The organism is Aliidiomarina celeris, assembly GCF_003316875.1.
In the GTDB taxonomy this organism is placed as follows: Bacteria; Pseudomonadota; Gammaproteobacteria; order Enterobacterales; family Alteromonadaceae; genus Aliidiomarina; species Aliidiomarina celeris.
Genome location: NZ_QMIL01000008.1, coordinates 74,551 through 97,636 on the forward strand (window position 1 = coordinate 74,551; position 23,086 = coordinate 97,636).

General features: G+C 50.8%; 20 protein-coding genes. 3 read left to right on the forward strand and 17 right to left on the reverse strand.

Annotated features, from left to right (window positions below):
- The 3 genes from pseC to DQW12_RS12740 are packed head-to-tail and all read left to right on the forward strand — an operon-like array spanning position 1 to position 4,399.
- Positions 1-1,170 carry a UDP-4-amino-4,6-dideoxy-N-acetyl-beta-L-altrosamine transaminase gene (gene pseC, locus DQW12_RS12730; protein ID WP_113908251.1) on the forward strand — a complete coding sequence of 390 codons (1,170 nt, stop codon included), beginning with the start codon at positions 1-3 and terminating at the stop codon, positions 1,168-1,170.
- A gap of 20 nt (positions 1,171-1,190) precedes the next feature.
- Complete coding sequence (locus DQW12_RS12735) at positions 1,191-2,192, forward strand: DegT/DnrJ/EryC1/StrS family aminotransferase (protein WP_198683963.1); 1,002 nt, start codon at positions 1,191-1,193, stop codon at positions 2,190-2,192.
- Positions 2,192-4,399 carry a 6-hydroxymethylpterin diphosphokinase MptE-like protein gene (locus DQW12_RS12740; protein WP_113908253.1) on the forward strand — a complete coding sequence of 736 codons (2,208 nt, stop codon included), beginning with the start codon at positions 2,192-2,194 and terminating at the stop codon, positions 4,397-4,399. Before DQW12_RS12735 ends, DQW12_RS12740 begins: the two co-directional genes overlap by 1 nt.
- Here DQW12_RS12740 and DQW12_RS12745 read toward each other — a convergent pair.
- The 17 genes from DQW12_RS12745 to flgF all read right to left on the reverse strand — a co-directional run bounded on the left by DQW12_RS12745 (position 4,347) and on the right by flgF (position 23,000).
- The gene (locus DQW12_RS12745) at positions 4,347-7,229 is read right to left on the reverse strand and encodes a 6-hydroxymethylpterin diphosphokinase MptE-like protein (RefSeq protein ID WP_113908254.1); all 2,883 of its coding nucleotides are present in this window, start codon (positions 7,227-7,229) and stop codon (positions 4,347-4,349) included. The genes DQW12_RS12740 and DQW12_RS12745 overlap by 53 nt on opposite strands.
- Positions 7,230-7,231: 2 nt before the next feature.
- The gene (locus DQW12_RS12750; protein ID WP_113908255.1) at positions 7,232-7,552 is read right to left on the reverse strand and encodes a hypothetical protein; all 321 of its coding nucleotides are present in this window, start codon (positions 7,550-7,552) and stop codon (positions 7,232-7,234) included.
- On the reverse strand, positions 7,549-7,980 hold the full coding sequence (fliS, locus tag DQW12_RS12755) for a flagellar export chaperone FliS (protein ID WP_113908256.1): 432 nt from the start codon (positions 7,978-7,980) through the stop codon (positions 7,549-7,551). Before fliS ends, DQW12_RS12750 begins: the two co-directional genes overlap by 4 nt.
- A gap of 65 nt (positions 7,981-8,045) precedes the next feature.
- The gene (fliD, locus tag DQW12_RS12760; RefSeq protein ID WP_113908257.1) at positions 8,046-9,479 is read right to left on the reverse strand and encodes a flagellar filament capping protein FliD; all 1,434 of its coding nucleotides are present in this window, start codon (positions 9,477-9,479) and stop codon (positions 8,046-8,048) included.
- A 16-nt stretch (positions 9,480-9,495) separates the two neighbouring features.
- Positions 9,496-9,921: a flagellar protein FlaG gene (locus tag DQW12_RS12765; protein WP_113908258.1), complete on the reverse strand. Its 426-nt coding sequence runs from the start codon at positions 9,919-9,921 to the stop codon at positions 9,496-9,498.
- 124 nt (positions 9,922-10,045) lie between these two features.
- On the reverse strand, positions 10,046-10,867 hold the full coding sequence (locus DQW12_RS12770) for a flagellin N-terminal helical domain-containing protein (RefSeq protein WP_113908259.1): 822 nt from the start codon (positions 10,865-10,867) through the stop codon (positions 10,046-10,048).
- 643 nt (positions 10,868-11,510) lie between these two features.
- Complete coding sequence (locus DQW12_RS12775; RefSeq protein WP_113908260.1) at positions 11,511-12,335, reverse strand: flagellin N-terminal helical domain-containing protein; 825 nt, start codon at positions 12,333-12,335, stop codon at positions 11,511-11,513.
- Between the two features lie 314 nt (positions 12,336-12,649).
- Positions 12,650-13,471: a flagellin N-terminal helical domain-containing protein gene (locus DQW12_RS12780; protein WP_113908261.1), complete on the reverse strand. Its 822-nt coding sequence runs from the start codon at positions 13,469-13,471 to the stop codon at positions 12,650-12,652.
- Positions 13,472-13,718: 247 nt separating this feature from the next.
- Positions 13,719-14,138 (reverse strand): hypothetical protein, encoded by a 420-nt coding sequence (locus DQW12_RS12785; RefSeq protein ID WP_113908262.1) that lies wholly within the window; start codon positions 14,136-14,138, stop codon positions 13,719-13,721.
- A 142-nt stretch (positions 14,139-14,280) separates the two neighbouring features.
- Positions 14,281-15,099, reverse strand: coding sequence for a flagellin N-terminal helical domain-containing protein (locus tag DQW12_RS12790; RefSeq protein ID WP_113908263.1), 819 nt, complete (start codon positions 15,097-15,099; stop codon positions 14,281-14,283).
- Positions 15,100-15,287: 188 nt separating this feature from the next.
- The gene (flgL, locus tag DQW12_RS12795; protein ID WP_113908264.1) at positions 15,288-16,523 is read right to left on the reverse strand and encodes a flagellar hook-associated protein FlgL; all 1,236 of its coding nucleotides are present in this window, start codon (positions 16,521-16,523) and stop codon (positions 15,288-15,290) included.
- A 6-nt stretch (positions 16,524-16,529) separates the two neighbouring features.
- Positions 16,530-18,539, reverse strand: a complete 2,010-nt coding sequence (gene flgK, locus DQW12_RS12800) for a flagellar hook-associated protein FlgK (RefSeq protein ID WP_113908265.1) — start codon at positions 18,537-18,539, stop codon at positions 16,530-16,532.
- Positions 18,540-18,553: 14 nt separating this feature from the next.
- The gene (gene flgJ / locus DQW12_RS12805; protein WP_306418749.1) at positions 18,554-19,528 is read right to left on the reverse strand and encodes a flagellar assembly peptidoglycan hydrolase FlgJ; all 975 of its coding nucleotides are present in this window, start codon (positions 19,526-19,528) and stop codon (positions 18,554-18,556) included.
- A 14-nt stretch (positions 19,529-19,542) separates the two neighbouring features.
- Positions 19,543-20,628, reverse strand: coding sequence for a flagellar basal body P-ring protein FlgI (locus DQW12_RS12810; protein ID WP_113908266.1), 1,086 nt, complete (start codon positions 20,626-20,628; stop codon positions 19,543-19,545).
- A gap of 61 nt (positions 20,629-20,689) precedes the next feature.
- Positions 20,690-21,388 (reverse strand): flagellar basal body L-ring protein FlgH, encoded by a 699-nt coding sequence (gene flgH, locus DQW12_RS12815; protein WP_232819993.1) that lies wholly within the window; start codon positions 21,386-21,388, stop codon positions 20,690-20,692.
- Positions 21,389-21,416: 28 nt separating this feature from the next.
- Entirely contained in the window at positions 21,417-22,205 is a 789-nt protein-coding gene (gene flgG, locus DQW12_RS12820) for a flagellar basal-body rod protein FlgG (protein WP_113908267.1), read from the reverse strand.
- Positions 22,206-22,256: 51 nt separating this feature from the next.
- Positions 22,257-23,000, reverse strand: coding sequence for a flagellar basal-body rod protein FlgF (gene flgF, locus DQW12_RS12825; RefSeq protein ID WP_113908268.1), 744 nt, complete (start codon positions 22,998-23,000; stop codon positions 22,257-22,259).
- Positions 23,001-23,086: the final 86 nt, after the last annotated feature.

Consider the following 23,086-nt stretch of genomic DNA (forward strand, 5'->3'; position numbering starts at 1 on the left):
ATGATTCCATACGGTCGCCAAGAAATAGACGCTGAAGACATTCAAGCTGTTGTTGAGGTTTTAAAAAGCCCCCTTATTACTCAAGGGCCAAAGGTTGAGGCGTTCGAGCAGGCATTAGCCAGCTACTGCCACGCGCAGCATGCGGTTGCGGTGTCGTCGGCTACCGCTGCCTTGCACTTGGCTTGTTTAGCGCTCGACGTTGGCGCGGGCGACCTTGTATGGACCGTACCCAATACTTTTGTGGCGTCGGCAAATGCCGCACGCTACTGTGGCGCCGCGGTTGACTTTGTCGATATTGATGCCACCACCGGCAACCTCTGTGTGCAGGCGCTTGCCGAAAAAATTGCCAACACACAAGAACAGGGAAAGCCGCTGCCTAAGGCACTTATACCCGTTCATTTTGCCGGTGCAAGCTGTAATATGAAAGCGATTCATGCGCTTTGCGCACCGCTCAATATCCGTATTATTGAAGACGCCAGCCACGCAATTGGCGGCAAATACGAGGGTGAGCCTGTCGGCTGCTGTCGCTACTCGGACATGACCGTATTCAGCTTTCATCCGGTGAAAATTATTACCACCGCCGAGGGCGGCGCGATCACCACCAATAGCGGAGTGCTGGCCGAACGCTTGGCCATGTTGCGCAGTCATGGCATTACCAAAGACAAAGCTCGGATGCAGAATAACAACGCTCCACAATGGTATTACGAACAGCATGAGCTTGGTTACAACTACCGGCTGTCGGATTTACAAGCGGTACTCGGCCTTAGCCAGCTCAGCAAAATCGACCGCTTTATTCAACAACGCAATCACTTAGCTGAGCGCTACTCACAGGCGCTTAAAGGCAGCCCTATTGGCGCGTTACAGGTTCCTGCGCACAGTTATTCCAGCTACCATTTGTTCGTGATTCAGGTGCCGGCTGAACAGCGCGAGCCGCTGTTTCATCGCTTACGCGGCGCCAACATTGGTGTATGGGTACATTATATTCCAGTGCACACGCAGCCGGACTACCAAGCTTTAGGCTTCAACCACGGCGACTTTCCTGTGTCGGAGACCTATTACCAACAGGCACTTACCCTACCGTTATTCACTACGCTTGCAGAGAGCCAACAAGACTTCATTATTGCCGAGCTTTTAAACGCGACAGAGCTAAAGGCAACAGGGTTAAAGTAAAAGGCATGTTAGGAGAGGGTATGCCGCACGATGAAAACACCGATGCAGCGCTGAGCGAGCGTTTGCAAAACTACTGTGATCAGCTCGGTTTTGCTCCGTATCGAATTGCGGTAAGTTCCACCGCCGCCGCGCTTCAGCTTGCCTGTGAAGCCGCTGGCATTGGCGCAACCGATACGGTCTGGATGTCACCCATCGGCCCTGTTTCTCATGTAAACGCTGCTCGCTCGTGTGGCGCCGCAGTGCGCTTTATTGATGTGGACCCGGCCACTGGTGCGCTTTGTTCCAGCACCCTAGCGGGCATGCTGAGCGACGCCAAACGCAACAATAACTTGCCGCGCGCTGTGATTGCCATGCACTTTGCCGGCGCCAGTTGCGACATGGCAACCCTGCGCGATCTCTGCCGGCCTCATGGTATTTTGCTAATCGAAGACGCTAGCCACGCCTTAGGCGGGCACTACAATGATCAGTCGGTGGGTAGCTGCGCCTATGCAGATATTTGTGTGCTCGGCTTCTATCGCGCCGGCAATGAGCACGAGCCCGTGGCCGCATTGCTCACCACGCCTCACGCCGAGTTCTCGGAGCACAATGTTGATGTTTCACGAGACACCTTTACGCTCATGCTGGCACAACTTGAAACATTGCCGGCCTGCGTTGAACGCTGTAATAGCCTAGCGGAAAACTATCTCGACGCTTTTGGCGACACCGCACTTATGACACTACACGTAGAGTTTAACGTTACGCCAAACTATTACCTGTTTGTGGTTCAGGTAGACCCCGATATTCGCCTCGCCATTTACAATGCGCTTCGCGCTGCCGGGGTTCCGGTACAGATGCACTATGAGCCTGTGCACTTACGGCCAGAATACCAGCAATTTGGTTTTGCTGCGGGCGACTACCCCGGAGCCGAGGCTTATTATGAAGGTACGCTCAGCCTCCCTTTGCACGAGAATATGAGTGATAAAGCACAGCAGAACGTGATCGCGCGTATGCTGCATGCCCTCGCTGAGCTTGAGGCCGACTAATGCAATTTCGTGATATGCGCCATCAACTCGAGGCCAACGAGCAACGTTTAACCAACTGGCTCGAGCAGGCGCGTGAGCGCTTTTTCCACAATTTAACCCTGTTACAACTGCAGGTGCCTGAGCTTGCACAACAACTTCGTGCGCATAAGTGGCAGGAACAAACCCTCTGTTGTGATCGCACGGGTGTAGGAAACTTACTTGAACACGAAAGCCTAAAAATGCGCTGGCCGCCCCAGCCGTTTCGCCAGCGCTATACCCTTGTTGATCAGAAACCTCAGTATGCGCTTGTGGCCGCTACCCTTGCCGACGATGGCGAGCAGTTAATAAGGGCGCTTGATGAATTACAAACCAGCGCAGTATTACTTTATGTTGAGCAGCTCGACACCTTAGTGGCCAGTTTCCATTGCTGCGACTGGACCTCGATAATGCAAAAAACACAGTTGCTTTTTCAAGTTGGAGTAAGCCAAACCCAGTTTGCTGCCGATCGCGATATTTTGCAGGAACATGGCATTCGCACCTTTCCGTTTACGGAATTAGCACACACGCCTGTCGAACACAGTAACGCCGGTGAACACGGTTGGCATTTTCAGCAAGCCATGCAGTATTGCCACGACAGCGCCCCCACGTTGCGGCCGCAAACCCATAAGTTTAAAAACCAACGCGAGTTTGTACTGCAAAACCAACTGATTGAGCACATTCGAACAGCACCGCTCACACTTGAGGGGGTTTGTAATCTGCTACTCTGTGGTGCCCACCCCGGCGTGTTACAAGCGGTTTATGAGCTCCCCAAACTGCAGCGCATTATTTGGCTCCATAGTGAGCAGCCATTTCCTGAGCGGGAGCGTTTTGCGCAGCGCGGTGTTGAGGTTGTTGAGTGTACTGCCGACAGCAACCACTTACCCGACAAGCTGTTCGCCTGCTTGCAACAACTGCCGCCGGAAACTGCTTGGCAGCTTCGCCTCTACCAAGGTGAAGACAGCGCGAATGCGCGGCAAACCCGCATGCTTGTTGAATTGGAGCTGCGCTATTGGGTACAGCCCGCCATGGGTTTAGAGCGCACCTTGCAAACCATGTTTAATGCGGTAGTAGAGCCCCAACAATTTCTCACCCGACGCACGCAATGGCCGAGCTCGGAAAACAAGCGGTTGCCCGTGCTTGTGCTGGGTAATGGGCCGTCGTTGAACAAAGCTATTCAAGCGATTAAAGCGGGGCAAGCAAAGGGCTATATAATTGCCTCTTGCGGCAGCACGCTTACCACCTTACTCAACCACGACATACAACCGCATGTGCACCTCGAGCTCGAACTCAGCGCTTGGCATATTCGCCGGCTTACGCCAGAGCAACTGCGCGACACCACGCTGTTAGCGCCTGCCGGTTTTAACCACGAAGAGCGCGCTCAGTTTGGCGCCGCGATGAGTTTTATGCTGTCGGGCCACACGGTAGACGAACTGCTGCCAGGCTTTCCCGACGACACCATTCGCATTGAGCATGCGTTTCCAACCGTACTCAACCTTGCTATACCGCTGTTCGCCGAACTTGGCGCCAAAGAAATATGGCTTAGCGGTGTCGACTTTGCCTTTGCGTCTATTACCGAACACCACGCGCAAGGCTCTTACTATGACCACCAAGACCCGAGCCATTACGCCAGAATAAGTGGCGAATTAATTCCGGTAACCGGTGTTCATGGCGACGCTCTACTCACCAAGCGTGAGTTTCAACTCGCGGCGTTACAGGCCTCCCTTGCCATAGAGCGCGTGGGAGCAAAAGTATACCAATTGAGTGAAGGGCTCGATTTTGGTGGCCAGCCGGTTACCGAGCTAACCCCGCGCAATAGCGACATTCCAGCAATACTGTTTAATCGCTGCAGCCAAGCACAGTTAGGCTGGAAGAAATTACCAGTGCAGTTAAATGTAGCGGCGGTATTTTCGCCTTGGTTGGAAAGCACGGGTTTACCAAGCACTGGATTACCAAGGAAGCAAGAACTACACACGCTATTGAACCACCCGCGTTATCAGGCTCGCGTGCAACGCAACCTGCACCAACCCATGCCACTTTGGGCCGAGCCGCTAAACCGCAACATTGCCGCCCTGCTGCTGCATTTAATCGAACAAGAACGGTTAACCGCAGACACCATGGAACAACTCAAAACCGAACTTACGGCGTTGTTGGCGGGCTTGCAGCCGTGGATTGCAAAGCTTTCACCATAATTTGGTCGAAGCTTGTGCCTTGCTCAATCCATTGGTCGCGCGCTGTTTCTATATAGCTTTGCCATATTTCAGTGCCACGACGGAAATTCTCGAGTGAGGTTTCCTCATTATCCGCAATGTAGAGCAAGCGAACCAACGCGGAACTCACAAAGTGCGCACTGGTATAAATTAAGTAAAACCACAGCGACTGCCCGCTTACAAAGAGCTCGGTAAGTAACGCTTTTTCTTGCGCGAGTCGTTCCATTGCCTCATTCCGCGAATGAACAGGAGTTTGCAACAACTGCAAGAAACGCTCGGCTTCCTCGCGAATACGCTCTGCGTTGTTGAGCGCTTGCACCCGTTCCACCATAGGCTCAATGTGCTCACGGGTGAACAATGCCGCCCGAATGTCGGCCAGTACCGCCTCGCGTTGCAAGGGTGCGGCCGTTGGAATGTCTTCGAAACGGCAGGGCGTCGTGCCCTGAATAAAGGCCCCGTCGCTGGTGTTTTTAACCTGCGCCTGCTCTTCAATGCGTAGCAGTTGGCTCATCACTCGCGACGACAAATGAAACTCGTACTTGGTCAACACCCAAGGCTGCAAGTTTCCGCGCACGGGAATACCGTCGCCAGCTGATTTTCGGTAGTTACTCCAACTTTTTTCCGTGGGCGACTTGTAATAAGCCGAGCGTTTCGAATGATGATGCTCGAAGTCTTTAAAGCCAAGATCCACCCCGGTCAGGTAAATATTGGTAAAGCCCATTTTTAACATGATCGAAAGCGCCATATTGCTCACCGTTGGGTAGCAATAGTCGAGCGTGGCGAATTGTTTGGCCACTTCCTTCGAGCGCAAGAAACACGACGTGCCCGACTCGCCCTTTTTAAACACCACCCAATGCTCGTTAAAGAGCGCGGCAGTGTCGGGATGAAAAGAGGTTAACGTGAGCGCGCGAACTTGCTTTAACCATGCCCGATCAGGCACCTGAGTGACCCAATGATAGGTGGCGCGGTTCTGTTCTACGTCGGTGTGAAAGTCGGGCGTAATGCCCGCTTCGTAAAGCGCTTTGAGCGTAGTGCCACAAGAAACAATAATAAATTCGTGCTCGCGCTCTTTTAACAGCTCAATAGTGGCGTCTAGAGACGGGCCATTGCCGACAATCATGACCGGTGTTTCGCGCAAAGCTTCGGGCACCACCGCATTTTTACGCAACGCCAACGCGCCCTTGCTGAAGTTTTCTAAGGAATGAGCCAAATAAAACCGCACATGGTCATAGTATTCGCAGAGCATTAAATAGCTTTGAAAGTCTCGTTTCAGTTGCTGAATATTCTGCTGCATAGCCGGATAATGCATGGGAATATAAAAGTATGCACTCGCGGTTAAATAGCCGCCTTCAGAGTGAAACTGCGAAAACATGTCTTCGCTTAAATAGGTGCCGTCGTCGCCAATGTTGATATACCAGTGCATGCCTTTCTCGCGCTGCTGCGGCAAAATTTCATGCCACGGCACGGTAAACAGTGACCAATAGAAAAAGTCTGGGTTCGGCTCGTAAATATAAAGTGACTTCACATCATAGTGGTTAACCAACTGTTCGAGCTGATACCCGAGCCCCATACCAAACCAAATCACACTGCTTAAAACGTCGGGAATAAATTGGCCATCGCTTTCAAGCTCGTCGAACAAAGCACCAAACTGGCGTGCATGCTGAAAATGCACATACGACCACAACTTACCGCCAGTATAGCCGGCGAACATGTCATTGCGATTCGGCTCTTCACTGAATAACTGCACGCTTTGCGCTGCCAATTGACTGGGCTGAGCATGGTAAAGCGCACCTAAACGCAGCTCATGGTACAAGTTCAGCTCACCAGAAGCGTCGACAAAGGCTTGCCACTGCCGCGGTTTATAGTCTTTAAACTGTTGGTAAATATCCGGAAATTGCTCGGCAAAAGCCGCTAGGTTTTTAGCTTTTAATTCCTTTGCTGCGTCAATTACAGTTTTCGCTTGCTCACGGCCAGCATTGCTTTGCACCCTTCCTGCTCGCGGCGGTAAGTATTGATTCACCGCCAGCTGCGGCTTCACTTCAACATTGCCTTCGAGCAGCTGCTGTAAACTAAAATCGGGACTGAGCACATAGTCGTATACCGCGTCCATCACCGGGTGGTGATAATGGCGGAGCACGAACACTTCGTCGCATTGAAACGCTTGGTGCAATTCCTTTAAATCGCTGCCAATACCGGAAGCGTCTTGGCCTATTTGCAAAAACATACGCGTTCCGCGATCTTGCGCACCGAGCAATATCGCCTGCCAATTCGCGACCCGAACACTGGCGCGGAAAAAGTCGAGGTTAGGCTCATACACCACAATATTCTCTGGGCTGCACACTTTTAGTAAGGCTTCGAGCCCATGGCCTAGCCCCAAACCAAATAGAATGACCGTATGCGGTTTCGCCGGCAAAGGCTTCATGGGGAGAGCAGGCACATAACCGCCACTTTCCGGCATTTGGAACGAACGCAACAATGGCTGTGCCTTGGTGCGATTACCGCTAAGGTGAAACACCGGCGCTTGCCGCTGAAAATCAGCAATGTCTTGTTCGCTTTCGGCTTTCGGGTTTAGGTCGTAAATAACCTGGCCACTGCCCTTACTGGCAAGGTTAAAGTGCCCAAGTTTGTTGCAAAACAGACCAAATTCGTCGACTACGTTGTCGTCGAAGGCAGCGAGCAAGTTCGGCATCATGCTGGCAAACACCGCTTTGTTGGTTTGCCAAATATGAGTTAGACGTTCGCTTTGTTGGTTTTCAATGTGTTCTTGATCGGCTTTATTTTCGGCGAGATGATACTGAATTGTTTTTATCATTATTAATATTGCTTTTTCGCTTTGCGCCCTTGCGCAAGATTCAATAAACGCCCGCGCGTTGCGTCTCGCTCTTTTTCTGCACGAGCAGTCCAGTCACTTAATCGCGCTTGCGTGATCTTTAACTCTGCGCGCAGTGCGTCGCTCGGTGGGGTGTCGCCAAGATCAGCAAAGAGGCGTTGCAGCCCCTTTTGGTGAAGAAGTACCGTGTCGTTGGTATTTTCCAACGGATCTTCGGCGTTGGTTAAGGCGGCTTCAATTTCCGCTTCTAAGCGCCTGAGTTCCGCAATTTGTTGCTGCCAAGGTTCGGCAATAGGCTCGCTCATCGGCCCACCGCTTTGCGTGCTTCTTGCATACGTAAACCTTCGTCGCGGGCTTGCGGCGGAATAGCGTCCCAACCCTCTTTAATTTGACGAATCACATACATAGCGCGTTCAACTTTTTCCACGTCGTTATCCAGGCTTACGTCGGTAAGCTGGTCCATTACAAAGGAATACAAGTCGTATAAATTATTGGTTACGTCGGCCTGCACGTCCATGTCTAACGAGCCTTGTAAAGCCGACACAATGGCCACCGACTTGGTAAGGTTCTTCGACTTGTTTTCATAGTCTTTGCGCTCAATGGCACCCTTGGCAATGGCCATTTTGTCGAGCGCCCCTTGCAACAACATTTGGATCACACGGTAAGGGTCGGCCGTGGCCGCTTGATTGGTTACACCTACCGTTTGATATGCCTTAAGTCCTTTATTGTACATGGGGCACCTCTATTACTTGCCTAATTCATGGTATGAAAGCGAATCAATGGTTCAAAAAAAGGGGATTAACCCATGCCCATTTGGGCAAACATCATATTCGCACTGCTTTGCATATTCGCAATCATTTTGTCGAGCCCGGCAAAACGACTACGTTGAATTTGTTCATACGACTCAATATAACGGTCGAACATTTCCCGCTCGTCGCGCAATCCCTGTTGCTGTATCTCTACCGCTTGCGTGCGCGCTTGCAACAAGCCACCCGCTTGCCCGTATTGCTCAACTAATTTTTCAAGCTGAGTACCGACTCCATTCGGGCCAGCGAACAACGAACTAATATCGCCGAAGTTTTCGTCTAACGCACGGTCTAAACGCTCTTTACCTGTGCCTTGGCTACCAAAACTTTCGCTACTAAATTCCAGCTTGCCGTTGCTGTCGAAGGTCAACCCCAACTGGAATAAGTTGTTCAGCTCACCATCACCTGAGCTGCCGGAAACGGCTGCTGAAAAGCTTCCCTGAATAGACCGCACCAGTGAATCGCCAATGAGCGCACCGCTTTTATTTTCGCCGTCTTCACCCGGTGGGCGATAACGTGTTTCTGTGTTAATGCGGTCAATCAGCTTGTTGTAAGCAGTTACAAAGCCTTCAATAGCGCTTTTTACGCCTGTTTTATCGAAGTCGACACTGGCCTTAATTGGCTTGTCCTCTTCGGTAAGGCGTTCTACCGTAATCGCAGTACCCGCAATTACGTTTTCAAATCGGTTGGTATCGCTGTAGGCCATAATGCCGTCGATACTAATGCGCGCGTCTTTTGCGGCATCTTCTGCACGCACCGTCATACCCGCTGGGTCTGGGCCGGTTGCCACGGTCGACACGCGATCAAGCTCTGCGTTATCGTTACTGACTTCCAATTCCTTGGCCGCGCCTGTTACCGAAGAGGTAAACACCAAACGGGTTTCAGGGTTTGCTCCACCGGTATTAATAATACTGGCCGCAACGCCAAAGTTTTCTTTGGAATTATTCACCGCAGCCGCTATGTCGGCGAGCGATGCATTTTCTTTAATGGCAAGGGTAAAACTTTCCTCGCCGTCCGCCGTAGCGAAGGTTAAATTACTGGCACTGGTGGTAATGGTTTCGTCGGCACTACTAAAAGCGCCGGATTGGGCTCGCGTACCACGAGCCAAATCCAACACTTCGATATTGTAGTTGCCGCGAGCGGCGGAGCGAGACGACTCCATGGTAAAAAATGGATTGTCTTCATCAGGGTTTTCGACTTTGGCGGCACGCCCTTGCATACGGTCTGCGTCTGACAAAGTGCGCAGTGGATCGCGCAACTCGTTCATTGCCGAACGTAAATTACCCAAGGCTGAAATTTGCACCTTGGTCGCGTCTTCACGCTTCTTCAATGCAATTTCACGTGGCGCACGTTCCGCCTGCACTAACTGCGCGACTAAGTCGTCAAGTGCCAGCCCAGAACCAATGCCTAATGATGAAATACCCATGTTCCACCCCTTTTATTTAGATTTTACTGTCGATGAGCACACCTACAGCTCCGTCTAAAGTACTTCCCGCTTCACGCATACGAGCAATCAGCTTTAATACATCTTCACTTGGAATTTGACGAATTACGTCGCCCGATTCCTGATCCAACACTGAAATGACCGTCCGATTCGTGTCTTCGTCGATTTGGAATTGCAGCTGGCGACCTCGGGCCTCCAACAGCTCATTCATATTATCGACCGCAGACTCAATTTCTTTAGGTTCAACCGTTTCGGATTCTGCCACGGCACGCACCGGTTGTGCGGCTTCAGCAAGTGTATTCGCCTTTTGCTCCGTTTGATTTCCCGCCAGCACGCTGGGCGCTCCAGAAGGCTCGGCCCGCTCGGAAGCCGCCCGTGCACTCTGAAACCCCATTTCTACTTTTGTGGTCGTTTCAATACTCATATTGACCTCCCAAACTAAGCATGTGCTGGCAGCACACTTGGCTTATTATTTGAACACATTATGTGTAGGTTTATAGCACATTTACGTGCCCGTAATAAGCCTAAGTGTAGCTGCTTCGCGTCAATTAGCCTAGTAGCGACAACGCTGCTTGAGGGCGCTGATTCGCCTGGCTCAAGATAGCCGTTGAAGCCTGCTGAATGATCTGATTACGGGTTAGGTTTGCCGTTTCTTGCGCAAAGTCTGTATCCATAATCCGCGAACGCGCGCCTGATACGTTTTCTGAGATGTTGCTCAGGTTACGAATAGTGGCTTGGAAGCGGTTCTGAATCGCACCAAGGTCTGCACGCGCACCACCAATCAGTGAAATAGCGTTGTCGATTGAGTCTAACGCAGTACCTGCTGCTTCTGAGGTAGAAACACTCAAGTCTTTAATGCTCAAGCCGTTTGAATCAAACGCCTGCTTGGTTAAGTTAATTGAAATGTTCTGATCCGCGTTCGCGCCTACCAAAAACTTCTCGTCGAATTTTTGATCGAGCAGGTTTTTACCCGCGAACTGCGTGGTTGAAGCAATACGGTTGATCTCTGTTTTGAGCGCCGATACTTCTTTTTGCAACGCCGCACGGTCGGTGCTTGAGTTAATACCGTTTTGCGACTGAACCGCGAGTTGACGAATACGCTGCAGTGCAGTGGTTACTTCTTGCAAAGCGCCTTCTGCAGTTTGCGCAACAGAAATACCGTCTTGGGCGTTACGAACCGCTTGGTTCAAACCCATAATCTGTGACGTCATACGGTTAGTGATTTGCAGACCTGCAGCATCGTCAGCAGCGCTGTTAATGCGGAAGCCCGAAGATAAACGCTCGAACGAAGTACCTAATTGGTTGCTTACGTTGCCGAGGTTACGTTGTGCATTCAAAGATGACACGTTGGTGTTTACATAAAGTGACATAAATGTCTCCTTTCGCAAGCAAAGCTTGCTGCCGTTTAAAATTAACCTAAGTTCAACCAATAAACTTAGATTTCCCCTACATCCGAAATTATCGGCAGCGGCAAAGAAGACTTGAGGAATTTTTTTGCCATTTCGGCAATTTTTTTCCGCTTTTTTACGTCAAGCTTTAAAAAACAAGGGCTGCAGCGGTGTGAAATTTATCAACAAAGTGAGCAAAACGCGCTAAACTGGCTGCTATTGAGGTTGTTGTAAAGATTTTTTATCGCGCTTAAATAGTTGGCACGAGATCTGCTTTATAGATATCAGTAGACGCAAAACACCGCGTAACGACAAATTAATGACACGTCTGTCTGCTGGCTGGCTCGGGTGCCCCCCTACAACCTCCTTTCTCGAGTCAGCCAGTTCTTTTCTCTCTTTCCATTTACATTACGGGTAGGTGCTGCACCGCAGCACGCACGAAATGTCGTATTACCGGCACACCGCAGCACATCCAAAGGCATTGTGGTAGGTGCTGCACCGCAGCACGCACGAAATGTCGTATTGCCGGCACACCGCAGCACATCCAAAGGCATTGTGGTAGGTGCTGCATTGCAGCACGCACGAAATGTCGTATTGCCGGCACACCGCAGCACGCACGAAGGCATTAAGCGCCGAGGAGGCGTAATACCAGCTGCGGTGCTTGTTGGGCTTGGGCCATAATGGCGATAGATGCTTGTTGCATAATTTGGCGGCGGGTAAGCTCAGCCGCTTCTTTGGCAAAGTCTGTGTCCATAATGCGCGAGCGCGCCCCAGACAAGTTCTCGGTAGAATTCGACAAACTACGAATGCGTGACTGAAAACGATTTTGTACAGCACCCAGATCAGCGCGCGAGCTACCGACCTGTTCAATCGCTTTGTCGAGGCGCTCAAGCGACGCCGCAGCGCCGGCCGTGCTCGAAATTGATAAGTTCTCGAGCTGCAAACCTTCCACGTCGAAGGCTTGCTTGCTCAAGTCGACCTTAATGGTTTGACCCGCGTTCGCGCCCACCAAAAAGTCGGCAGAAAACTTACCGTCGAGTAGCTTTTTGCCCGCAAATTCGGAGGTTTCCGAAATACGGTTCAACTCAGTAGTAAGTTGCGACACTTCTTTTTGTAAAGCCGTACGGTCGCTCGAGCTGTTAATGCCGTTTTGCGACTGCACCGCCAGCTGACGTATACGTTGCAATATGCTGGTGGTTTCTTGCAACGCACCTTCCGCCACTTGCGCAACGGAAATACCGTCTTGCGCATTGCGCATGCCCTGCTGTAACCCTTGAATTTGACTGCTGAGGCGCACACCAATCTGCAACCCGGCTGCGTCGTCTGCTGCCGAGTTAATGCGAAAGCCGCTCGCTAAACGCTGCATACTGGTGTCGAGCCCAAAGCTCGATAAACTCAGCATGCGCGCGCTACGTAACGCCGCTATGTTGGTATTAATATAAAGTGCCATTTGCCCCTGCCCCGCGTGAGTGCGGAAACGTGATAACAACAATGCTGTCTCATTGCGTTATCCCCTACACTTCTATTATCGACCTTCGCAGTAGGAACTTCAGCTATTTTTTAACCAAAAGCGGCAAGTTATTGCCGCATATACGAAAAAACCAGGCCCGAAGGCCTGGCGAAAGTTACTCTGACGAGAGAGTAGAGAGCTTTGAAATTTAAGTCTGCCGGCTACTCGAGGTGCCCCAAGAAGTTTCCTCCTTTCCTCAAGCAGCCGACTCAGGGAGGGAACAAGGTTCCCAATCTGGTTACCCGAAGGCCTTATTAGCCTAGGAGTGACAACGCGGCCTGTGGACGCTGGTTGGCCTGGCTCAAAATTGTTGTGCTAGCCTGCTGGATGATCTGGTTACGCGTTAACTCTGCAGTTTCTTTGGCAAAGTCTGTGTCCATAATCCGTGAACGCGCGCCTGATACGTTTTCTGAGATGTTGCTCAGGTTACGAATAGTGGCCTGGAAGCGGTTTTGAATCGCACCAAGGTCTGCACGCTGGGCACCGATAGTAGAAATCGCTTTATCCAACGAATCCAGCGCTGTACCCGCCTTTTCAGGGGTTGAAACGCTTAAGTTGTTGATATTCAACTCAGTAGTCGTAAAGCCTTGCTTGCTCAAGTTGATTGAGATGTTCTGATCGGCGTTGGCACCCACCAAGAACTTTTCGTCAAAACTTTTATCCAGCAAGTTCTTACCTGCGAACTGCGTAGTTGAAGCAATACGGTTGATCTCAGTTTTGAGTGCCGATACTTCTTTTTGCAACGCCGCACGGTCAGTGGTGCTGTTAATACCGTTTTGCGACTGTACTGCCAACTGGCGAATACGTTGCAATGCAGTGGTCACTTCCTGCATAGCGCCTTCAGCAGTTTGCGCAACAGAGATGCCGTCTTGAGCGTTACGAACCGCTTGGTTCAAACCCATAATTTGTGACGTCATACGGTTGGTAATTTGCAAGCCTGCTGCGTCGTCTGCCGCACTGTTAATGCGGAAACCTGATGACAGGCGCTCAAATGATGTACCCAAAGCATTGCTTGAGTTCATTAACTGACGTTGACCGTTCAGTGATGAGACGTTGGTGTTTACGTAAAGAGACATAAGTCCCCCTTCTATTTATCTGGTTCCCGCAAATGGGAAGTGCATTAAGTGTTTTTTCGCGCATCTCTATGATGCTCACTTTAGTTATCGGAAGGGGGTGGCAAGTCTTTAGTAAAAAACGGCAATTATTTGCCGCTTTTTTATTTTTCTTTGCCGCACTGGGGTTTTACCGATGAATTCAGGCACAAAAAAACCGCGAAAGTCGCGGTTTTTGGTGTTTGCCTGCCGTATTTTCTCGTATGGCTTGCTAGTGCGCGGGAGCTGCGTTATTCAATGCTTCTTCGTAATACAACAGCGTACTTTGATCTTGGTCGTTAATTAAACGCTGATAAACGATGCCGGCAAAGGCAAAAGTATACTCACCTAAGGCAAGGAAAACGCTCGGCGCGTCGGGGTCTGTGTCGTCGTATACCCATTGGCCGCCATGGTGTGTGCGAAATACTTCGCCAATGTAGGCGCCAAGCATGTTGCACACGGTAAAAATGAGCTTACTGTCGTGTAAGTTTTCACGGTAACGCTCGCGGATAGACAAAATAAGTTGGTCAATAAGAATTACACTGTCTTCCGAGCGGTCCAGAGTGAGTTCGAACTCGTCTTGGGCAAATTTTACTGCGTCGCTCGCAGTGTCTTCCATGAGTTGAAGAAGTTCAGGGCCAGAAATAGACATATCGCCTTCCTTATTGGTCGTAAGTGTGTTCAGTCTAAGGGCTAACCAGAAGCTTGGCAACAGAATCAAAAATGCCGGGCCCGAGGGCCCGGCAATCTTGCCGTGACAAGAGAGCATTTGAAATAGTGCGCTACTTGTCGGATTAACCCAACAGCGACAGGGCTGCCTGTGGACGCTGGTTGGCCTGACCTAAAATAGTGGTGCTGGCCTGCTGGATAATCTGGTTGCGCGTAAGTTCTGCAGTTTCCGCTGCAAAGTCAGTGTCCATAATCCGTGAACGGGCCGCAGCTACGTTTTCAGAAATGTTGCTCAAGTTGCGAATCGTCGACTGAAAACGGTTCTGTATTGCACCTAAGTCTGCGCGCGATGAGCCGATAGTAGAAATCGCCTTATCGATGGCTGCCAGAGCTGCCGACGCTGTTCCAGGTTCGCCCACCGAGAGATTCTCTAACTCTAAGCCGTTCAGTGTGAAGTCTTGGCTCAAGTTAATTGAGATATTTTGGTTTGCGTTCGCACCCACCAAAAACTTCTCGTCAAACTCACCGTTCAGTAAGCTCTTTCCAGCAAATTGCGTGGTCGAAGCAATCCGGTTGATTTCAGTTTTCAATGCTGACACTTCTTTTTGCAGCGCTGCACGGTCATTGCTAGAGTTAATACCGTTCTGCGACTGAATGGCCAGTTGGCGCATGCGCTGTAACGCATTGGTTACTTCCTGTAACGCACCTTCAGCGGTTTGAGCCACTGAAATACCGTCTTGGGCATTGCGCACTGCTTGGTTCAAACCCATGATCTGTGAGGTCATGCGGTTAGTGATTTGCAAGCCAGCAGCGTCGTCTGCTGCGCTGTTAATTCTAAAGCCTGAAGACAACCGTTGGAACGAGGTGTCAAGGGCTCCGCTTGAGTTGATTAATTGGCGCTGAGCGTTCAGCGACGATACGTTTGTATTTACATATAAAGACATAATTGCTCTCTCCTGATTTCGTCAGATGAAGGCTCTTGGTGGCCTTTTAATCATTCTGTTTATCGTTCAATTTATGTATCGGAACGTTGTTTGTTTTCTTGAGTATTTTTTTAGCAAAAACCGTAAAAAAAGAGCCTTTCATTGCCTTTTCCCGGCGAGCTGCCAAAAAGCACCCAAACACGGTGTTTTTATCGGATAAAGTCAAATAAACTTAACCGTGTTAAGCGCGTAAAACTTGCCTGAGCGGCTTGCAATGACACATCTTGCTTGGTGAGCTCAGTCATGGCTTCGGAATAATCCACGTCAGAAATTTTAGAGCGAATTTCCCGGTTCGAAATTTCCAAATCCATATTGTTGTTAAAGGCCGCGTCGAGCGTATTCAAACGCCCACCCGTTTGGGCTCGGCTGGCAGAAAGTGCTTGTTGCGCGCGATCCATATTTTCGAGTGCATTGGTGAGCTCCGCTTGGAAGTACTCAGGCTCAATGTTGTCGTTGCGCAAGGCGTCTATAAATTGGTCAATGGTGGTGAGTACGTTTTGCGTGGGCTCGCCAAGTCGCAAGTCCACCGTATCGCCGGCAGCCAGGTCCGCATTAAACTGCACTTCAATACCTTCAAAGGTGAAAGGCTCGCCCGGCGTATAAGGGATGGGCCCGGCAACTACCGGTGTGCCGGTTACGTTCAATCGGTTCACCGTAATGTTGGTGCCGTCGAACGACAGCTGCAAGGTATTGTTTTCTGGCGCTTGGGTTTTCATAAACTGGCTATTGTGAAAGCTGTCGAACTGGCTGCGATCTACAACCCGCGACTGCACGCCACTCACGCTATTGTTCGAGTCTTGGAACTTGAGTGTAAGGTTCGCTTTCACATTCTGAAAAGTTTCGCTACCCGGTTCGACACTGGTCACTTTTAACGAGGGCGAAAGTTGCGCCTGGTTACGACCATCGTCGCCATTGTATTCGAATGCGCGAGTTACCGGGTTACGGGTAAAAGGCTCCACTTGTTTTTGAAATCCGGCAAAAAGATAATCGCCATTTTCGTCTTGGGAGTTCATTTGCCCTAAAATTTCGTCGCGAATACCAATAAACTCTTCCGACAGTGCGCGGCGATCTTGGCTGTCATAAACACCATTGCCCGCCTGAACCATAAGCATACGCGCGCGGTCGAGCGTGGTGGTTATATTCGAATAAATAGAGTCCGAACGCTGCAAACGGTTCTTCAACAACGTTGCGTTGCGCTGAAACTGCTCGTTCTGGGCAATGCGGTCGTCGAGCCCAATCACCTGCGCTTTACCAACCGGATCGTCGGCAGGCGTGAGTATTTTAGTTTCACGTGCCAACTGGTTTTGTACGTTCATCAGCTTTTTCTGGCTGGCGAGTACCGCACTTAAACCTTGATTATAAATTTGATTCGTTGGAATTCTCATTGGCTATTACCTCGCCGCATTCAGTAAGGTATCAAAAATCTGTTGCGCGACACTGATCACCCGAGCGGCCGCATTGTAGGCCTGCTCATATTGAATGAGGTTTGCCGCTTCTTCGTCTAAACTTACGCCAGAAACCGAGTCATAAAACTGCTGCGACTGTTCTAAAATTGCACTAGACACTTGATCTGCAGTACGCGCTTGCGACACCTTGGTTCCTACTTCAGCCACGGTTCGACCATAGGCTTCATTCAAAGTCATGGTGTTGGCTTGCGACACGCTCTCTGGGTTCCTACGAATTAACTGTTCGCGCTGCAACCCTGCAATTTCGAGGCCATTTGAGTTGTCGTTAATAGCGTTGGTGTTGTAGCTAATGCTAAACACGTCGCCGTCGGCCGGGCGTCCGCGCAGCGACACCTCATAGTCTGCTGGGTCTAAGGCCGGTATTTGACCAAACAAGTTACTCATGTCGGTGGTGCTGTGGGTGAGAACCGTACCGTCGTTCAACTCTATTTCAAGATCATGCTGGCCACCGTTAAAACCAAGATAGCGAATTTCTGTAGGCGCATTGGCGCTCAGCGAATTGGCGGTAAAATAATTTGATGTTCCGCTTAAGCCTTCAAGCTCTAAATTGCCTTGCCCTTGGTTATAGCCGTTGTCTTCAACCCGCACTGGCGAAGAAAGCGCAATGTCTTCTGGCCGGGTAATGGCCATTTGAATATTTTCAGCAGCATTCTTGGTTGGCTTTACAATAAAGCGATCACCGGCAACAAAACTGCCGCTCACAAAATCAATGTTGAGGCCCAGCTCTTCGCCACCACCACTCGGCGGCGTTACGGTGTGAATAGGGTAGTCGGCAACATTACCCACGACTTGCCCCGCAGCGGTAAGCGGAAGTACTCGGTAGGTATTGGCGCTCAACATTTCAATTTCGAGGTTGTTCGCTACCATCGAGCTCATATTGCCCGGTTGCGGCCGCACTTCAATACGCTGGTTGACGCCTTGGTTAGTGCTTGCCGGCGAGCCTTGCACCATGGTGCCATTGAAGGAAAACATGGGTTCGCCCAACTCGTTGTCAAGGTCCATACCCAGTTGTTGTTGATTATTTACCGCGTCGGCGAAACCCAAAGCCAACTGGCCAATTTGCATTTGCGCCGGCTCCAGCACTTCTGCACGATAGGCCAACATGCCCCCTAATTTGCCGCCGACTTTGAGTTCGTCAATGCCCTGCATTACGTCATTACCGGCGGCTTGTACTACGGCCATCAAGTTCGGACGATCTGGGTCAGGGTCGCCTTTTAGGGTCATAACATTGTAATTACCATTTTCCAGCACCAATGCTTGGCCGGTGGAAAGGTTCACGCGCAAGCGACCATTTGGGTCTTCGAGTGTGGAAATTTGCATGTATTCCGACAGCTCACGAATTTTCTCATCGCGTTGGTTCAATAAGGTATTGCGATCGCCACTCGCTTTGTTCGACGGTAAGAGGTCAAGCTGTTCATTAATTTCGCCCACACTCACAATCAGTCGGTTTACTTCCGACACCGTCAACTCAAGCTGTTCATTAAATTGGCGCTCTTGGCGTTGCAAGTAATTGCCCATGTCGGCCATTTGCGACACCACGGTTTGGCCTTGGCCAATGAGTAACTGGCGCATAGAAATAGACGCTGGATCGTCGTTCAAGTCTTGCATCATGTCGAAAAACTTGCTGATCGCCGCACTCGGGTTCGCGTCGGCATTACCAAACATGGTGTCGATTTTTGCCGCATTGTCTAAAAAGGATTCGGTGTAACCCTTACGCGAGGTGTCGACCCAATACTGGCGCTGAGTAAATTTGTCGAGCATGCGCTCGAGCTCTACCCGGCTCACGCCACCGCCTACCGGCGCTTCTTGGTAATTGGTGCGCTCGCGCACATAGCCTGGCGTGTGCACATTGGCAATATTATTACCCGTCACGATTAATGACTTTTGGTGGGCTTGGGCGGCGCTGTTACCCACTCGAATTAAATCAAATGACATTGTTTAACGCCCCCTTATAAACCGAGCTGCGAACGAATCGCCTGCATGGCGTCGCTGTTCATAATCCGTTTCAGCTTATTGGCATACTCCGGATCCGTGGCATAACCCGCGTCTTGCAGCGACTCGGCAAAACGCACAGCGTCACGCCCCACTGCCAGCGCTTGCTGGTAGCGCGGATTATCTTGTAAGAAGTTCACATAGTCGGCAAAGCTTTCTTCCACCGAACCATAGGCGCGAAAACGTGCTTGCTCCGTGCGTGCTACCGTGCCGTCGTATTCCACGGTACGGGTGCTCGCGGCGTCACCCTGCCAACGCCGATCGGCCTTAATATTAAAAACATTGTTACTCGACTGACCGTCGGGTTTGGCAATAACGTGCTGGCCCCAACCGGTTTCCAAGGCAGCTTGCGCCAGCATCGTTAAGGGCGACACATTGGCGCGCTCTGCAGCCTGTTGAGCATAAGGAGCTAAACGCTCAAGGAAAGCTTCAGGGCTTTCAGGTTTCCAGTTCGGATCGTCCGCAATAGCCAGCGCAGGTATACGTGCTGCCAGCGTTTCTGCTGTTGGCGCCGGCGTGCGCGCTTGGCGCTGGGCAAGTGTGGTGGCCAACGAGTCGGCCGGCAACAAGTTTGCTGGCGTATAGTTTTCTGTTCCTTGCGGGCTCAGTTGCTGCACAATCAGGTCGGCTAGTCCTAAGCTGCCGTTCTTCGACAGCTCCATAGACATTTGCTGGTCATGCATGTCTTGATAAAACTTGGTGTATTGGCTGTTGAGCGGATTGTCGGCTTCAAAAACCGCATTCGCTTTGCGCATGCTGGCGAGCAGTTGATTCATGAAAATGGACTCAAAATGCTTGGCCGCTTCACGCAAAGCCGACTGGTCATCTTTATTTTCCAGTCCTTGGCGACGTAATGAATCGAGGCTGGCGGTGTCGTGAACAAAGTTCGACCGCGCCTGATCCATCATTTGTTGTCCAAAATTCATGTCCATGTTTCGCCCTGCCCTTAAATAATCACCAGTTCGCCGTCAATAGCACCGGCTTGCTTCAAGGCTTCGAGCACGGCAATAATGTCGCCGGGCGCCGCACCAATTTGGTTAATCGCATTGATCAAGTCGTTCATAGACACACCCGGGTCAAACCGGAACATGCGCGCGTCTTCTTGCGTTACGGTAATGTTCGAGTCGGGAGTGACCACGGTTTGGCCCTGCCCAAACGGATTCGGTTGGCTTACATTCAAGTTTTCTGAAATGGTAACTTGCAAGTTGCCATGGGCCACAGCCGCTGGGTGCAAGCGTACATTTTGCCCAACCACAATAGTGCCGGTGCGGCTGTTTACAATAATGCGTGCTGGCGCTTGGCCTTGTTCAATTTGAATATTTTCTAAAGTTGATAAATAGCTTACCCGTTGCCCCGGATCACGCGGAGCAATTACGCGAACCGACGCGGCATCAACGGGCATGGCGCTGTCGGGGCCAATCAAACCGTTAATTGCCTCGGCCATAAACCGTGCCGTAGTGAAGTCGGGGCGGTTGAGTAAAAAGGTAATGTATTCGCTGTGCGCAAAGCCGGTTTCCACTTCACGCTCAACCATAGCGCCGTTAGGAATGCGGCCAACCGTTGGCGTGTTGATCACAATACTTGAGCCGTCGAGGCCCTGAGCACCTAAGCCACCTACGACCAAATTGCCTTGCGCTACCGCGTAAATTTCACCGTCGGCGCCGCGCAAAAAGGTTTGCATTAAGGTTCCGCCCACTAAACTGTCGGCGTCGCCCACAGAAGACACGGTAATGTCGATGGTTTGCCCAGGTTTCGCAAACGCCGGCAGCTCAGCATGCACCGCTACTGCCGCCACGTTATTAATTTGTGGCCGCTGGTTCTCCGGCAAGTTAATGCCGAAGTTACGCAACATGGTCCGAAAAGTTTGGTCAGTAAAAGGCGTACGTTCGCCAGTGCCCGGCAAGCCCACCACCAAACCATAACCCACTAATTGGTTGGATCGAATACCCGCCACGGTTGCCACATCTTTAATGCGCTGCGCTGCCGCTATCGGTGTGAGTATGCCACTCACGAGCATCAATGCAGACAGCATGATGACTTGTATTTTTCTTTGCAACGTCTTGTTTTTCATTGCGTTCACTCCGAAAGCGAGATTACAGCGGCCACAAAGGACCATTAAAGAAGCGTGTCAGCCAGCCTTGGCGTTGGGTGTCGGCTAAACTGCCGGTTCCCGAATATTCAATACGCGCATTGGCAACGCGATTCGACCAAATGGTATTGTCGGAGCGCACGTCTTGCGGACGAATAATGCCGGTTAAACGTACATACTCTTGGCCATTGTTTAAGGTCAGCCACTTTTCGCCCCGCACAATCAAATTGCCGTTGGGCAGCACCCGAATAACGGTTACCGTAATTTCACCACTCAAGCTATTGCTTTGGTCTGCTTGCGCGTCGCCAGAGAAGCTGGTGTCACCTTGCAGGTTGGCCGATAACGAATAGTCACGAAAGGTTAAGTCACGCCCTAATACATTGGGTGTTGGTAAATTCACATTCGAGTTACGCGAAAGCCCCGTTGAAGCGCTTTTCGACGCCTGCGTGCTTTCTTGCAGCTGCACGGTAATAATGTCGCCCAAATTACGCGCGCGAATGTCGGAATACAAACCGTTCACTTGCGTACTACTGCGGCTGTTAAATAACGAGCCGTTGGGCGTTGCAGGCGGTTCCATTTCATCGGGCATGGCCGGCGCATAATAGGGGTCGTCCGGCATGGGCCGCGGCTCAGGTTGCGACGCACAAGCACTTAACAGCAGTGCCAGCGCGCTCACCCGTAACATAAATTTGAACTGCGTCATCGTTTTACCCCTTCTCAACCGAATGGCGTTATAGCTGCTGAATAGCGAAGCCAAGCATTTGGTCAACCGACGAAATTACTTTCGAGTTCATTTCGTACACGCGCTGTGCTTCGATTAAGTTTACCAACTCTTCAGTTACGTTTACGTTCGACGTTTCCAACGATCCCTGCTGAATACTTCCCATACCGTCTACACCAGGAATTCCCTGCAGTGGAGCACCACTTGAGGCGGTTTCTTTAAACAGGTTTTCACCAATCGGCTCGAGTCCAGCTGGGTTAATAAACGACGCCATATTGATTTGGCCGATAACCTGATTACCGGCCTGCCCAGGCAGCACCACCGACACTTCACCGTCGCGGCTTACTGTTAGCGAAAGCGCTTCGTCGGGCACATTAATATTCGGCTGCAACGGATAACCCGCACCCGGCGTTACAATTTGACCTTCTGCGTCGAGGGTAAACTGGCCATTTCGGGTGTACGAAATTGAACCGTCCGGCATGAGAATTTCAAAGAACCCCTTGCCGCTGATCATCATGTCTAGCGAGTTCTCAGTGGTGATCATGTTGCCTTGCGAAAAGTTCTTCTGCGTTGCGACAACACGCGAGCCTGCGCCCATCATTAAGCCTGAAGGCAGCTCGGTGTCTTGGGTCGACTGGCCACCCGGCTGATTAATGTTTTGGTACAGTAAGTCTTCAAAGATTGCGCGGCTCTTTTTAAAGCCAATGGTGCTCGCATTCGCAAGGTTGTTCGACGTTACTGATATGTCGCGCTGCTGCGCGTCTAGCCCGGTTTTACTAATCCATAAGGCGGGATGCATAAGTCACCTCTTTCCGCTTAAGCTGACGTTTCGTGATTGAAGTGGTCAGCATTAGATAATTCTCATTAATTGTTCAGCGCGCTGGTCATTCTCTTGCGCAGTTTTCATCATTTTCACGTTCAGCTCATAACCCCGTTGCATGGCGATCATGTGCGTCATTTCTTCAATCGGGTTCACGTTACTGCCTTCTAGTGCTCCCTGCTGAACTCGCACCAGCCCGTCTATAGGTGCCAGTTCACCATTTTTCATTTGGAACAAGCCGTCTTCTCGCCGCTCCATGTCTCGATTTACCGGATTCACCAGTTTGATACGGTCGACAATTTCAATTACATTTTCCGGCGCACCTTCAGGGCGTACTGAAATGGAGCCGTCGGCCCCGATATACATGGAGGCAATTGGTGTGGGCACAAAAATAGGCCCGTTGTCGCCTAATACAGGTTGGCCACTGCTGGTTTGCAGCATGCCATTGGGGTCCATTTGTAAATTACCGTTACGGGTATAGGCTTCATTTCCGTCGGCGTCGGCCACAGCTATCCAGCCGGCCCCTTGAATGGCAATGTCGAGGTCACGATCGGTTGTTCTGAGTGCTCCATCGGCATAGTTTTGCCCCGGGCTTTCGGTCATCGCAAAAACCCGTGACGGCAAACCTTCACCGTACGCTTGCATAGAACGCGCGTGCTGTAAGTCGGCTTTAAAACCGGTGGTATTGGCATTGGCCAGGTTATTCGCACGTAGCGCGATACCGTTTAAGGTTTCTTTGGCGCCACTCATGGCGATATACAAGAAACTGTCCATTGCGTACTCCTCGACAAAAATTTGTCAGTTAAAACTTCACGCAATTAACAATGCACAATATGTGCCAGAATATTAGAAAGTGGGCG

Bases quoted from the DNA above. Each gene is read 5' to 3' on its own strand.
- fliD (WP_113908257.1), bottom strand. From the start codon at position 9,479: ATGGGTATTTCATCATTAGGCATTGGTTCTGGGCTGGCACTTGACGAC.
- DQW12_RS12735 (WP_198683963.1), top strand. From the start codon at position 1,191: ATGCCGCACGATGAAAACACCGATGCAGCGCTGAGCGAGCGTTTGCAA.
- pseC (WP_113908251.1), top strand. From the start codon at position 1: ATGATTCCATACGGTCGCCAAGAAATAGACGCTGAAGACATTCAAGCT.
- flgH (WP_232819993.1), bottom strand. From the start codon at position 21,388: ATGACGCAGTTCAAATTTATGTTACGGGTGAGCGCGCTGGCACTGCTG.
- DQW12_RS12790 (WP_113908263.1), bottom strand. From the start codon at position 15,099: ATGTCTTTATATGTAAATACAAACGTATCGTCGCTGAACGCTCAGCGC.
- flgJ (WP_306418749.1), bottom strand. From the start codon at position 19,528: ATGGACATGAATTTTGGACAACAAATGATGGATCAGGCGCGGTCGAAC.
- DQW12_RS12745 (WP_113908254.1), bottom strand. From the start codon at position 7,229: ATGATAAAAACAATTCAGTATCATCTCGCCGAAAATAAAGCCGATCAA.
- DQW12_RS12775 (WP_113908260.1), bottom strand. From the start codon at position 12,335: ATGGCACTTTATATTAATACCAACATAGCGGCGTTACGTAGCGCGCGC.
- DQW12_RS12740 (WP_113908253.1), top strand. From the start codon at position 2,192: ATGCAATTTCGTGATATGCGCCATCAACTCGAGGCCAACGAGCAACGT.
- flgG (WP_113908267.1), bottom strand. From the start codon at position 22,205: ATGCATCCCGCCTTATGGATTAGTAAAACCGGGCTAGACGCGCAGCAG.
- DQW12_RS12770 (WP_113908259.1), bottom strand. From the start codon at position 10,867: ATGTCACTTTATGTAAACACCAACGTGTCATCTTTGAATGCACAACGT.
- DQW12_RS12785 (WP_113908262.1), bottom strand. From the start codon at position 14,138: ATGTCTATTTCTGGCCCTGAACTTCTTCAACTCATGGAAGACACTGCG.
- flgF (WP_113908268.1), bottom strand. From the start codon at position 23,000: ATGGACAGTTTCTTGTATATCGCCATGAGTGGCGCCAAAGAAACCTTA.
- flgK (WP_113908265.1), bottom strand. From the start codon at position 18,539: ATGTCATTTGATTTAATTCGAGTGGGTAACAGCGCCGCCCAAGCCCAC.
- fliS (WP_113908256.1), bottom strand. From the start codon at position 7,980: ATGTACAATAAAGGACTTAAGGCATATCAAACGGTAGGTGTAACCAAT.
- DQW12_RS12765 (WP_113908258.1), bottom strand. From the start codon at position 9,921: ATGAGTATTGAAACGACCACAAAAGTAGAAATGGGGTTTCAGAGTGCA.
- DQW12_RS12780 (WP_113908261.1), bottom strand. From the start codon at position 13,471: ATGTCTCTTTACGTAAACACCAACGTCTCATCACTGAACGGTCAACGT.
- DQW12_RS12750 (WP_113908255.1), bottom strand. From the start codon at position 7,552: ATGAGCGAGCCTATTGCCGAACCTTGGCAGCAACAAATTGCGGAACTC.
- DQW12_RS12810 (WP_113908266.1), bottom strand. From the start codon at position 20,628: ATGCTGTCTGCATTGATGCTCGTGAGTGGCATACTCACACCGATAGCG.
- flgL (WP_113908264.1), bottom strand. From the start codon at position 16,523: ATGAGAATTCCAACGAATCAAATTTATAATCAAGGTTTAAGTGCGGTA.